The 13,365-nt window shown below is 63.3% G+C and carries 11 protein-coding genes; 1 reads left to right on the forward strand and 10 read right to left on the reverse strand.

Going from position 1 to position 13,365, the window contains the following annotated elements:
* Positions 1-3: 3 nt before the first annotated feature.
* From NMB38_RS17415 to pmbA, 5 genes are all read right to left on the reverse strand, one after another.
* The gene (locus NMB38_RS17415) at positions 4-615 is read right to left on the reverse strand and encodes a superoxide dismutase (protein ID WP_110606869.1); all 612 of its coding nucleotides are present in this window, start codon (positions 613-615) and stop codon (positions 4-6) included.
* A gap of 1 nt (position 616) precedes the next feature.
* Complete coding sequence (locus NMB38_RS17420; protein WP_088523089.1) at positions 617-1,045, reverse strand: DUF2753 family protein; 429 nt, start codon at positions 1,043-1,045, stop codon at positions 617-619.
* A 27-nt stretch (positions 1,046-1,072) separates the two neighbouring features.
* A complete protein-coding gene (locus NMB38_RS17425; RefSeq protein WP_490805937.1) occupies positions 1,073-2,449 on the reverse strand; it encodes a class II fumarate hydratase in 1,377 nt (458 codons plus the stop codon).
* The gene (locus NMB38_RS17430; protein WP_027913736.1) at positions 2,424-2,843 is read right to left on the reverse strand and encodes a hypothetical protein; all 420 of its coding nucleotides are present in this window, start codon (positions 2,841-2,843) and stop codon (positions 2,424-2,426) included. Before NMB38_RS17430 ends, NMB38_RS17425 begins: the two co-directional genes overlap by 26 nt.
* Positions 2,844-2,992: 149 nt before the next feature.
* Entirely contained in the window at positions 2,993-4,339 is a 1,347-nt protein-coding gene (pmbA, locus tag NMB38_RS17435; protein ID WP_049695486.1) for a metalloprotease PmbA, read from the reverse strand.
* Positions 4,340-4,448: 109 nt separating this feature from the next.
* Here pmbA and yjgA point away from each other — a divergent pair, with 109 nt between their 5' ends.
* Positions 4,449-4,970 carry a ribosome biogenesis factor YjgA gene (gene yjgA, locus NMB38_RS17440; RefSeq protein WP_023533376.1) on the forward strand — a complete coding sequence of 174 codons (522 nt, stop codon included), beginning with the start codon at positions 4,449-4,451 and terminating at the stop codon, positions 4,968-4,970.
* Between the two features lie 35 nt (positions 4,971-5,005).
* Here yjgA and tldD read toward each other — a convergent pair whose 3' ends face one another.
* The 5 genes from tldD to NMB38_RS17465 all read right to left on the reverse strand — a co-directional run bounded on the left by tldD (position 5,006) and on the right by NMB38_RS17465 (position 13,348).
* A complete protein-coding gene (gene tldD, locus NMB38_RS17445; RefSeq protein WP_028687050.1) occupies positions 5,006-6,445 on the reverse strand; it encodes a metalloprotease TldD in 1,440 nt (479 codons plus the stop codon).
* Positions 6,446-6,447: 2 nt separating this feature from the next.
* On the reverse strand, positions 6,448-7,299 hold the full coding sequence (locus NMB38_RS17450) for a carbon-nitrogen hydrolase family protein (protein ID WP_028687049.1): 852 nt from the start codon (positions 7,297-7,299) through the stop codon (positions 6,448-6,450).
* Between the two features lie 14 nt (positions 7,300-7,313).
* Complete coding sequence (locus NMB38_RS17455) at positions 7,314-11,123, reverse strand: YhdP family protein (RefSeq protein ID WP_049695485.1); 3,810 nt, start codon at positions 11,121-11,123, stop codon at positions 7,314-7,316.
* A gap of 82 nt (positions 11,124-11,205) precedes the next feature.
* A complete protein-coding gene (gene rng / locus NMB38_RS17460; protein WP_027913731.1) occupies positions 11,206-12,663 on the reverse strand; it encodes a ribonuclease G in 1,458 nt (485 codons plus the stop codon).
* A gap of 55 nt (positions 12,664-12,718) precedes the next feature.
* Complete coding sequence (locus NMB38_RS17465) at positions 12,719-13,348, reverse strand: Maf family protein (protein ID WP_027913730.1); 630 nt, start codon at positions 13,346-13,348, stop codon at positions 12,719-12,721.
* Positions 13,349-13,365 lie beyond the last annotated feature (17 nt).

The following is a 13,365-nucleotide window of genomic DNA, read 5'->3' on the forward strand; positions in this document are numbered from 1 at the left end:
GGCTCATTTCATGGCATCGAGGTAGCGGCGATTCACTTGCGCCCAGTCGATGACGTTGTAGAAGGCCCCGATGTACTCAGGCCGACGGTTCTGATACTTCAGGTAGTACGCGTGCTCCCAGACGTCCAGGCCGAGGATCGGTGTGTGGCCATGCATCAACGGGCTGTCCTGGTTGCCACTGCTCTCGACCACGAGGGTCCGCTGCGGGGTAACGCTCAGCCAGGCCCAACCACTGCCGAAGCGGGTGAGCGCAGCCTTGGTGAAGGCTTCCTTGAATGCCTCGAAGCCACCCAATTGTGTGTCGATGGCACGGGCAACTTCGCCCTGGGGCTCGCCTCCACCACGGGGGGACATCACCGTCCAGAACAGGCTGTGGTTGGCATGCCCGCCGCCATGGTTGGTCACGGCGCCTCGCAGGTTTTCAGGTAACTGCTCGACCTGTGCCACCAGCTTTTCCACCGGCCAGTCGGCCCATTCACTGTTCTCGACCGCTGCGTTGAGGCCATTGACGTACGTCTGGTGATGCTTGGTGTGATGGATCTCCATGGTCTGCGTGTCGATGTGCGGTTCCAGCGCATCGTAGGCGTAGGGCAGTGCAGGCAATGCATGAGGCATGTCAATGGACTCCGTGGGCAGGTTGAAGTGAACAGGCGCTGTGTCGGTTGAGCAGGTGCTCGGTGCGCGGGTACTGGCCGTGTTCGGCGATGAAACTCAACAACTCGGTGTAGGTACGGGCGCTGTGGCGCAGTGAGGCATCACGCAGCGCCCGTGGCAGGCACACGTCCTGACTGGCCTGCAACAGCCGTTGGTGCACGGCGCACAGGTAATCGGCGCTTTCATGGGGCTGCTGCAGACGCAGGTGCAGGTCGGCCAGGTTGTGATGCGCGATCACCAATGAGGCCACGGCTTGATCGGCATCCTCCCAGCGCGTGAACAGCACTTGGGCCAATGCCAGGGCCTGGAGGTAATGTTCGCGAGCATCCACCAGCTCACCTTGCGAGAACAGCTGATTGGCGACTTGCGTGATGCGTTTCCAGTGCTGCATGACGAGCCTCCAGGGCCATTGCGCTGTTCAGATACCACCAGCGGTCAGCTTTTCCGGATTCAGCAAGGCCTGCAACCGATCACGGGAAAGGTCGGTGTGCTCCAGCGCCACATCGATGATGGGCCGCCCTTGCGCATAAGCGGCCTTGGCGATCTCCGCTGCCTTGAGGTAACCAATGATCGGGTTCAGTGCCGTGACCAGGATCGGGTTACGCGCCAACGCCTCGTTGAGTTTGTTTTCATTGACCTTGAATGTGGCAATGGCTTTGTCTGCCAGTAACCGGCTGACATTGGCCATCAGCTCGATGCTTTCGAGCAGGTTACGGGCGATGACCGGCAACATGACATTGAGCTCGAAGTTGCCGGACTGCCCCGCTACCGCGATCGTTGCGTCATTGCCGATGACCTGAGCGGCGACCATGGCGGTGGCTTCAGGAATCACCGGATTGACCTTTCCAGGCATGATCGACGAGCCAGGTTGCAAGCCCTGCAGCTCGATTTCACCCAAGCCCGCCAAGGGCCCCGAGTTCATCCAGCGCAGGTCGTTGGCGATCTTCATCAACGCCACCGCCGTGGTCTTGAGCTGGCCAGACAGTGCAACGGCAGTGTCCTGGGAGCCGATCAGGGCAAACAGATTCTGAGCAGGGCGAAACGCTACGCCCGTCAACGCGCTGAGGTGACGGGCGAAGCCGGCTGCGAAATCAGGATGGGCGTTGATCCCGGTGCCCACGGCCGTGCCGCCCTGGGCCAGGGCCTGCAGGCTAGGCAAGGTGGCCTCTATGTGCGCCTTGGCACCTGCGACCTGCGCCGCCCAGCCATCAAGTACTTGGCTCATGCGTACAGGCATGGCATCCATCAAGTGCGTACGGCCTGTCTTGATATAGGGACGAACCTGGATCGACTTGGCTTCGATCACCTGCACAAGGTGGCTCAGCGCTGGCAGCAGTTGCTCGTGGAGCGCAAGGGCTGCGCTCACATGAATGGTGGTAGGAATGATGTCATTGCTGCTCTGCCCGCAATTGACGTGGTCATTGGGATTGACCGCTTCGCTCGAGGCTCGGCTGGCCAGCGTTGCAATCACTTCGTTGGCGTTCATGTTGGAACTGGTGCCGGAACCGGTCTGGAACACATCGACCGGAAAATGCACGATGAAGTCTTCTGCCAGCAGTTGCTGTACGGCCGTGACGATCGCCTGGCCTTGCTGCTCAGACAACTGCTCCAGTTCGACGTTGGCGTTAGCCGCCGCTGCCTTGGCCAGCAGCAGCGCGCGTAAGAACTGGGCAGGCATGCGCTGGCCACTGATGGGGAAATTGTCGACCGCACGCTGGGTCTGCGCGCCGTACAGCGCGTCTGCCGGCACGTGCAACTCGCCCATGCTGTCACGCTCGATGCGGGTATTGGTCATCATCGGGTCCTTGCATCAATTCATCGGGGGAAATCGAGGGCAGCAAACGGCAATTGGCCAGTTGCAGGGCATAGGGCTGCCAGCGTTGGTTCTGTTCCTGTCGGTCGAGGTTGCGCAGGATCAACAGTGGCCGCCAGGCCTGATCCAGGCACTGGCAGCGCCAGTGCCAAGGCAGCATGCGGTCGCAGGCGGTATCGAGCAGCAGGCGGAAGGAGGTCAATGCCACCGTCCAGGGTGACGTCTGGGTGCAACACACCAGGTAACGCCCTTCCGCCAGGTAATGTTCGATCAGGCGCGGCTCATCTGGCTCGAGCGCACAGCGGATCCGGCGACTGAGCCAGCGCCAGTTTTCAAGATAGGGCAGTTCGCGAAGGGCGGTCGTCATGAACATCATCATCGTGCAGCTATGAAATGATATTCATTATTAATTGATAAACAGAATCAATTCAACCCGTAGATGGTGTGAAGGGGCCGCCGCTTGATCTTCTGCCGCGAAAAAAAAAGGGGCCGCTGCGCGGCCCCAACGGCTTCACATGAAGAGGATCAACTACCGGCAACCATCATCCGCTCGATCAACACCGAGCCTGTATGAATGTTGCTGCGGGTCTCCAGGTCGCTGCCAATCGCCACGATCTGCTTGAACATGTCCTTCATGTTGCCCGCGATGGTGACTTCCTGGACGGCGTGCTGGATCTCGCCATTCTCGACCCAGAAACCGGCCGCGCCACGGGAATAGTCCCCTGTCACCATGTTCAGGCCATGCCCCATCAATTCGGTGACCAGCAGGCCGCGCCCCATGCGTCGGATCAACGCGGCCTGGTCTTCACTGCCATGGGTGACGAACAGGTTGTGCACGCCGCCTGAGTTGGCGGTACTGGGCAGACCCAGTTTGCGCCCCGAGTAGGTACCGAGCAGGTAGGACACCAGCTGGCCCTTATCCACGAACGGTTTGGCGTAGGTTGCCAGGCCATCACCATCGAAGGCTGCGCTGCCCAACGCGCGCGGGATGTGAGGGCGCTCGTCCAAGGTCAGCCAGGCCGGGAACAACTGTTGGCCGAGGGCGCCTTCAAGGAAGGAGGACTTGCGGTACAGGTTCCCACCGGAAACCGCCGACAGGAAGCTGCCGAACAGCCCGCCTGCCAATTCGGCCGAGAACAGTACCGGCACCTCACAGGTCGGCACCGGCCGTGCGCCCAGGCGACTGGCGGCGCGTTGGGCGGCGCGGATACCGATGCTGCGCGGGTCAGCCAGCAGGTTACCTTGGCGATTGACGTCGTACCAGTAGTCACGCTGCATCTGCCCATCGCCCTCGGCGATCATCACGCAGCTCAGGCTGTGACGGGTGGAGGCGTAGCCACCGACAAAGCCGTTGCTGTTGCCATACACCCTGCACCCCTGGTGGGTGTTGAGCGAGGTGCCATCGGCGTTGAGAATTCGAGGATCAGCGTCGAAGGCCGCAGCTTCGCACGCCAAGGCCATTTCAATGGCCTTCTCCGGCTCCAGGTTCCAGTCGTGGTAGAGGTCGAGGTCCGGAACATCGCGGGCCATCAGGGCGGCGTCGGCAAGCCCGGCGCATTCGTCCTCGGAGGTGTGCTTGGCAATGGCCAGCGCAGCTGCGACGGTTTCGCGAATGGCGTCCGAACCACTGGCCGAGGTGCTGGCCGAGCCTTTGCGCTGCCCGACGTACAGGGTGATACCAAAGCCCTGGTCACGGTTGAACTCAACCGTCTCGACCTCGCGCTGGCGGACCGTGGTGGACAGGCCCTGCTCCAGCGACACCGCCACTTCGCAGGCGCTGGCACCCTGGCGGCGGGCCTCGGCAATGATCGCTTCGACCTGCTCTTGCAAGGCTGGCAGATCGTTCGGGCCGATACTCTGGACTGCACTCATGGTTTTCTCCACTCAGAATTCTGCGTTCGGCAAGGGCCATTCAACGGCCGGGCCGGACAAGCGGCCCCCGACTGGTTATCATGGCGGCGATCTTTAGCGGACTGCCACCATGGTTGATTCAAACGACGACGCCTTCGACGGCGAAAAAAGCAAAACCCAGATCAAGCGCGAACTGCATGCGCTGGTCGAACTCGGCGAGCGGCTCACCACCCTCAAGGCCGACACCCTGGCGCGCCTGCCCTTGACCGATGAACTGCGCAAGGCATTGGCCGAAGCCAGCAAGCACACCGCGCATGGGGCTCGCAAACGCCACATGTCGTTCGTAGGCAAGCTGATGCGTGTACAGGACCTGGACGCCATTCATGCCCTGCTGGAACAGATGGACAGCTCCACCCGCCAGTACAACGAGCGTTTTCACGGTCTTGAACGCTGGCGTGATCGGTTGATCGACGGCAACGACGAGGACCTCGAACGGTTCGTCAACGAATACCCGGAGACCGACCGCCAGCAGCTGCGCTCGCTGGTGCGCCATGCCCAGCACGAAAAGGCCAGGAACAAACCCCCTGCCGCTTCGCGCAAGGTGTTCAAGTACATTCGCGATCTGGACGAGCTGCAGCGCGGGCTGCGCTGATCGCGGCGGGGCCGCCTTGCGGCCCCAGCCGACCCTCACGCCCCGGTACCACCCACCGTGATCGCATCGAGTTTCAAGGTCGGTTGGCCCACACCGACCGGCACGGACTGCCCGTCCTTGCCGCATGTCCCTACCCCACTGTCGAGCGACAGGTCGTTGCCGACCATCGACACACGGCTCATCGCCTCCGGGCCATTGCCAATCAAGGTCGCGCCTTTGACCGGGGCGGTGATCTTGCCATCCTCGATCAGGTAGGCCTCGCTGGTCGAAAAGACGAACTTGCCGCTGGTGATGTCCACCTGTCCGCCACCCAAATTCGCGCAGTAGATGCCCTTCTTCACCGACGCGATGATCTCCTGCGGGTCGCTTTCACCGGCCCGCATGTAAGTGTTGGTCATGCGCGGCATCGGCAAGTGGGCATAGGATTCCCGTCGGCCGTTGCCCGTCACCGCCATGCCCATCAGGCGCGCATTGAGCTTGTCCTGCATGTAGCCCTTGAGCACGCCGTTTTCGATCAGGGTGGTGCACTCGGTCGGCGTACCTTCGTCGTCCACGCTCAAGGAGCCACGTCGGCCTTCCAGGGTGCCATCATCGACGATGGTGCACAGGCTGGACGCGACCTTCTGGCCGATTCGGCCGCTGAATGCCGAACTGCCCTTGCGGTTGAAATCGCCTTCCAGGCCATGGCCAACCGCCTCGTGCAACAGCACGCCGGACCAGCCAGGCCCCAGCACCACGGGCAGGGTGCCGGCAGGCGCAGCAACGGCCTCCAGGTTCACCAACGCCTGGCGCAGTGCCTCGCGGGCATAGCCCATCACCCGCTCCTCGGTGAAGAAGCGATAGTCGGTGCGCCCGCCGCCGCCCTGCCCGCCGCGTTCGCGACGGCCGTTCTGCTCGACGATGACGCTGACGTTGAAGCGCACCAGGGGCCGTACGTCGGCCGCCAGGCTGCCATCGGCGGCCGCGACCAGGATCCGCTCCCAGACGCCGGCCATGCTGACGCTGACCTGCTGGATACGCGGGTCCAGTGCACGGGTGGCGGCATCGACACGCTTGAGCAGCTCGACCTTCTCGGCACGGCTGAGCACGTCCAATGGATTATCCGCCGGGTAGAGAGTGGTCACGTCCTGGGCACGGAATGCCTGAACCGTGCCGTTCTGCCCGGCACGGGAAATCGATCGCGCGGCGCGCGCGGCAGAGGTCAAGGCTTCGAGATTGATGGCATTGCTGTAGGCAAAGCCGGTTTTTTCGCCGGCCTGGGCACGGACACCGACCCCCTGATCGAGGTTGAAGCTGCCTTCTTTGACAATCCCATCCTCCAGCGCCCAGGTTTCCGAAATCTGGCCCTGAAAGTACAGGTCGGCGGCGTCGATGCCTGGGCCGGCCAATTCACCCAGCACACTTTGCAGGCTGTCCAGGGTCAAGCCGCCTGGGGCCAGGAGCTGCTCGCTGACGGTGGATAACATCTGGCTCATAGTCACTCCGAGGTGTGCGCAGGCCGCAATGCGCCCTGCGAGAAGAAGCGCCGGTGATCGATCACCGGCATGCGCGCCCGAATGGACGCCTGTTCGTCACTGTCGCGCTCGGCAAGCAGTACCGCTTCGCCTTGCGCCTGTTGCGCCACGATGCGCCCCCATGGGTCGACGATCGCCGCGTGGCCGTGGGTCTGGCGCTGGCCGGGGTGAAGCCCGCCTTGGGCTGCGGCCAGCATGTAGCATTGCGTTTCGATGGCGCGTGCGCGGATCAGCACGTCCCAATGCGCCGCCCCTGTCACCGCCGTGAACGCCGACGGTGCACTGATCAGTTCTGCCCCGGCTGCGCGCAGGTGGCTGTACAACTCGGGAAAGCGCAGGTCGTAGCACACGCTCAGGCCCAACCGCCCCACCGGCGTATCGGCAACCACCACCTGCGCACCGGGGGCGTAATCATCGGATTCACGATAGCGGCCACGATTGTCGGCGACATCCACATCGAACAGGTGCAACTTGTCATACCGCGCGACCTGCTGCCCATGCTCGTCGATCAACAACGAACAGGCATGTGCCTTGGCCTTGGGCTGACCGGTCGGCGGCAGGGCAATGGTGCCTGCGACAATCCATAACCTGAGGTCACGAGCCACGCGTTTCAACCAGGGCAGGATCGGGCCTTCGCCGAGGGCCTCGGCGCGGCCGATCGCCGCGGCGTCTGCACGCCCCATGGCGGCGAAGTTCTCCGGCAGCACGGCCAGCCTGGCGCCACCTGATGCCGCCTGTTCCAGAAGCTTGCTCGCCTGGCGCAGGTTACCCTGCACATCATCCTGGCTGACCATCTGGATCACTGCCGCCTTCATCGACCCTCCTGGCGCTATTTCTGGAATGGTTTCACAAAGGTAATCTTAGGCTCTTTCCACGGCCCTACTACCCGGTAATGCACGCTGGCAAAGCGCGACACCCGATCGCCAATCAGCCGGTCGACCAGAAACAGTGCGCCGCCCACGGCCGGGGCGCCGACGATCAGCGCTGCCAGGGGAAGGTTGTTGGTGACCGGCAGGCTGACCTGCAGGTTGGCAGCGACCCGCTCACGCACCATGTCCAGGGTACCATCGAGTTCGAAATCGCTCGACGGGCCGGTTACCTTGATTGGCGTGCGGGTTACGTATACGCCTTCACTGGCCACCAGCAGCCCCTTGAGCCGGTCGTAGGCCAGGCCCTTTTCGAACAAGTCGGAGAAGTCCAGGCGCAAGCGCCGACCAATGGCGTTGAAGTTCAGCAAGCCGAATACCCGCAACGCTTGTGCGCCACCGTCAACCTCGACGAACTGCCCGCTGTGCAGCACTGCATCGAGGCTCCCGGAGAACCGCTTCAGGCTGATTGCCGCCGGGGAGCCCGGCCACCGCCCGTCCACGTCCATGCGAAAATCCCGGGCGGTTACCGTCGGGGCAAAGCCCCAGGCCGTGAGCACGTCACCCAGTTGCTTGCCTTGCACGCGGCCTTTGTACCAGCTCGTGCCGCCTGCGCCATCCCAACCACCGGCGCCGTCGATGCGCAGCCCCTTGAGGTTCAGATCGATGTCGCTGGCGTTCACACCGGTACGGGTCGGCCGCAGCTTGATCGCAGCGCTGCCGTACAGATCGTCACCGCGGTACAACGTGTCGATGCGCACGTCCAGCGGCGGCACCTTGCGCGGATCGAACGACGCCAGCGGGTCGGCGCCGTCTTCGTCCTGCGCCTGGTCGGCATTGCCTGCCGGCAGGCGCAAGGTTTGCAGCCGCACCACGATAGGGGCGCCCTCGGCGTCGGGCACGCGCGCGTCGCCCACCACCTGCCGACTATCCAGGCGCACGTCCCAGGCCGCCGACCCACGTGCCAGACGCACCCTCGCCTGGTTCAGCTCGGTACCGTAGGCCTTCAGGGCCCCGATGCTCAGGTCAACGCTCTGCAGTGTCTGGCGCGCATTGCCACCTGGATCGTCGCCCCCTAGCTTCTGCGCCTGAGCCTGCCAAGGCTCAAGGTCCAGGGTATCGAGGTGCCCACGGATACGCAGGCCGCGACCGCCAGGAGGCTGCGCTTGACCAGCACCAAGCAGCAGCTCACCAGCGCCCTGGTCCAGGTGCTCGGCTGGCGCCACGTAGGCTAGCCGGGCAAGATCGGTGTAGGCGGCGTCGATGTGCCGTTGCGCGCCTTGCAGGTTCATGCTGAAACGGCTGGCCCGACTGTCGGCAGGCGCTTTGCCAAAGGGCGCCGGCAGGTCGATCGACAGGCCTTTGAGGTCCGAATCGACGTTAATCAGGTTTTCACGTGCGCCAATGCTCAACTGCAGCTGGTACGGCAGCTCGCCAGACGCCGGCAGTGCCTGGTCGAAGTGCAGCCATTGGGTCAGTGCTTGCAGCGAAACCCGGCCGCTGGCGCTGATTCTGGTCTGCATCTGTCCCGGTTCGCCTACAGCGGCAATCTGTGCAGTGACCGGCTTGCCGAATGCCTGCAGGGAAATGCCCTTGCCACTGAGGCCCTTGTCGTAGTCGAAGCTGAAGTCGCCCTTCAGGCGCGTGAGTTCCAGCTCGGGCGATGCAATCTTGAGCCGTGCATCGCGCGTGGCGAAATCCACCTTCACCTTAGGTTGTTGCCCATGGGCCAGCGGGATGTCCAGCTTGACCTTGCCTCTGAGGGGGCCCTCACCTTCCCATCCTGCAAAGATTTCATTGGTGCCAATGGGCGCTTGCTTGAGTATCTTGAGCCCGTCCACCAGGCCACCCTCGAAATTGCCGTCCAAGTGCAAGTGGCTGTCACCCATGCCTTCCACATGTGGAATGTCGACTTTCACGTCGCTGACCTTGGTATCGAGCAGCACACCGCTTTGCGCCTTGATGCGCACACCGCTGTCCTCGATGAACACGTCGCCGTCCACATGCTGTACCTGTGGCCAGCCGGGCTGGAAGTCCAGGGTGGCATCATGAACTTTGAAGAACAGGCTGATGCTGCGAGCTTCGGGCTTGGCACCGTGATTGAGCGAGCCCTGGTACTGGAAGTAACCCTGGTCGACACTGCCTTTGACGATTGCGCTGCGCAGCCATTGGTCCAAGGCCGGGCTCAACACCTCGGGCAAGTACTTGGCGGTGTAGCGGCCATCGCCGTCGGTCAGACCGACACGCAGGTCCATGTAGTCTTCACGCCCTTCCTCGAACAACAGGCGGATGAGGAAGTCGCCTGCAATGTTGCCCTCCTCGCCCACGACCTTCAGGTAAGGAGCGATCAGGGTGAAGCCTTCCTTGTCCAGTGCCCAGGTCAGGCGCGCATTGGCTTTCTGGTAGTGCCAGGGTTTGGCGAAGATCGGATCCAGGTGCAGCATGAAAGCGTCGGTGTCCAGGCGCAGTTCGCCATGCCCAAGGTCGCCGCTGATGCTGCCGCTCACGTTACCGGCAGCCGGGGCGCCGTGATACGCATCGAAACCCACGCGCTCCAGGTTGCTTTCGAACGCCAGCCGGCGATCGCCGTCGGCCTTGGGCCGGGCCGTCAGGTGCACGTTGCGCAGGGCACCTGTGACATTGAGGCCATCGATCACCGCCAGCACTTGCTGGCCCATGGGCGCCAAGGCGTGGATCAGCGGCGTGAGAGGGGTCAGCTCCACACGGTCGGCCTGCACCTGCCAGCTTTCATCGGCCGGGGCCGCACCGTTGCGCTGCATCAACCGCAGCCGCGAGGCCCAATGCGTGTCGCCAATGTCCATCGCCAACGCGTCGACAATGACGTCGAAGCCCTCATCCTGACGCTCGAACCAGGCATTGAGGGCGAGGCTGTCTACCTTGACCGGTTTGCGCGTGTCATAGGCCCCTTGCAGGTGCGGCGCATTCAGGCGTACGGCGCCTTGGTGCAACTGACGGTCGCGCCAGTCGAACCAGGCTTCACCGCCTGCCTGAAGCACCTGGGCATGCCACTGCCCCAACAGCCGGGGCGGCAACCAGCGTGCCCAGTCACTGTGCGGCAGGTTGAGATAGCCCTGTACCTGCGCATCACGCCAGGCTTCGGCCGAAGCGCGGCTGCGCGCGCTCAGCGTCAGGGGTTGGCCATCTGGCAAGGTTGCCCGCAGGTCCAACGATTGCCGCGAGGGCCCCGCCAGCAAGCCTGCGCTGACATAGGTCAGCGTCAGCGGATCACGCTGCCAGGCGTGGAGGGTAACTTGGCTGTCGAACACATCGACCCGCCCAAGCCGGCGCAGGTCCTTGAGCAATTGCTCGGGCTGCAAGGGTGCGTCGTCCTGCTTGGGCAGGCCCTCGAGCTTCCACTTGCCGGCTTCATCCTCTCGGGCGATCAGTTGCAGGCCAGCCAGCTGGATGCGCGCCAGGCGCACTTCACCTGCGACCAGGCTGCCCCAGACATCCGGCACCACGGTGACGTCATCGAGCCGCAAGGCCGTGCCGCCTTCACCGATTTGCAGGTCGCGTACGGTCAGCACCGGCGACAGCCTGCTCCAGCGGCCCTGAAGCGCGCCAATGTGCACCGGCACACCCAGCGCTCCGGCGACCTTGGCCTGCACCGTGCTGCGGTACTCGGCCGCCAGCGGCACCAAGGCCCGGCCAAGGCTGGCGTACAGCGCCACTGCGATGACCAGCAACGCGCAAGCCCCCAGCCCCCAACGGGTCAGGACACTCAGAACGCGGCTTAGACGTCCCATGGCCATGGCCCTCCAGGTCGTATATGCATAATGGCCCGTGGTGCCGTTTTCGCCATGCCGATCGAACCGGGTCGGGTTTCAGCAGGCCTCAGAGCAGCACCACGTCATACTGCTCTTGCGAATACATCGACTCGACCTGGAAGCGAATGGTTCGCCCGATGAAGGCCTCGAGTTCAGCCACGTTGCCAGACTCTTCGTCCAACAGGCGATCGACCACCTTCTGATTGGCCAGCACGCGATAGCCTTCCGCCTGGTAGGCGCGGGCTTCACGCAGGATTTCGCGAAAGATCTCGTAACAGATGGTTTCGGGCGTTTTGAGCTTGCCTCGCCCCTGGCAAGCCTGGCACGGTTCGCACAGCACCTGCTCAAGGCTCTCCCGGGTGCGCTTGCGGGTCATCTGCACCAAGCCCAACTCGGTGATGCCGATGATGTTGGTCTTGGCGTGGTCGCGCTCCAGCTGTTTTTCCAGCGTTCGCAGCACCTGACGCTGGTGATCTTCGTCTTCCATGTCGATGAAGTCGATGATGATGATGCCGCCGATGTTGCGCAGCCGCAGTTGCCGGGCAATGGCGGTGGCGGCCTCCAGGTTGGTCTTGAAGATGGTTTCTTCCAGGTTGCGGTGACCCACGAAGGCGCCGGTGTTGACGTCGATGGTGGTCATCGCCTCGGCCGGATCCACCACCAGGTAGCCACCCGACTTCAACGGTACCTTGCGATCCAGGGCGCGCTGAATTTCATCCTCGACACCGTACAGGTCGAAGATGGGCCGTTCGCCTGGGTAGTGTTCCAGACGGTCGGCGATTTCAGGCATCAGCTCTTGCACGAACTGCGTGGTGCGCTGGAAGGTTTCCCGCGAGTCGATGCGGATTTTTTCGATCTTCGGGTTGACCAAGTCGCGCAGGGTACGCAGCGCCAGGCCCAGGTCTTCGTAGATGACCAGGGGTGCGCCACAGGTCTTGATCTGCGCCCCGATCTGCTCCCACAACCGCCGCAGGTAGCGAATATCCTGCAGGATCTCCTCAACCCGCGCGCCTTCGGCGGCGGTGCGCAGAATGAAGCCGCCAGCGCCTTGTATGTTCTCGCTGTCCACGCAATCACTGACCACGCGCTTGAGGCGTTCACGCTCGGCCTCGTCCTCGATCTTGAGCGAAATGCCCACGTGGCTGCTACGCGGCATGTAGACCAGGTAGCGCGACGGGATCGACAACTGGGTGGTCAGCCGCGCGCCTTTGCTGCCGATGGGGTCTTTGGTGACCTGTACCACCAGGGCCTGGCCTTCATGGACCAGGGCGGTGATGTTTTCCACGGCCGAGCCTTCGCGCTGCGAAATCTCCGAGGCATGGATGAACGCTGCCCGTTCCAGCCCGATGTCCACGAACGCCGCCTGCATGCCAGGCAGCACCCTGACCACCTTGCCCTTGTAGATATTGCCGACGATGCCGCGACGCTGGGTGCGCTCGACGTGCACTTCCTGCAGTACCCCGTTTTCCACCACCGCCACGCGTGACTCCATCGGGGTGATGTTGATCAGGATCTCTTCGCTCATGGCAGGTTCTCGTCCAGGGTCTTGTTCTAATGATGGATGGCGCAAACGGTGCTGGCTACTGCGGGCGCGTCACCTCAGGTTCCGAGGCCGCCTGTTGCCAGCAAGCGATGCCGAAGCGCTCGAGCAACTGTGCCGTTTCGCTCAATGGCAGGCCGACCACGGCCGAATAGCTGCCAATCAGCCCGGTGACGAATACCGCGCCCAGCCCTTGAATCGCATAGCCGCCCGCCTTGTCTGCCGGCTCGCCGCTGGCCCAGTAGCGCTGCGCTTCCTGCTGGTGGATGTCGCGAAAGCGGACGGTGCTGCTGACACACAAGCTCTCGACACGCGTGCCGTCATCGAGCGCCACGGCCGTCAATACCTGGTGTTCGCGGCCGGACAACCGGGCCAGCATGCCCAAGGCGTCGTCACGGTGCTCGGGTTTGCCCAGAATATGGCCGTCAAGCACGACGGCCGTGTCAGCGCCCAACACCACAGCGCCCTCGTTCGCGGTCTCGGCCGGTTCGAGACGGGCACGACCCGCTGCAGCCTTGGCTTTGGCCAGGCGCTGCACATACACCTCGGCGCTTTCGCCAGGCAGCGGGGTTTCATCGATGGGCGCGCTGGCAACCCTGAAGCGTACGCCGATCTGCGTCAACAGCTCGCGCCGACGTGGAGAGCCGGAAGCCAGGTATAGCGGGGTCATTCGGACATCTCCCTGTC

It is taken from the genome of Pseudomonas sp. FBCC-B35, assembly GCF_059133755.1.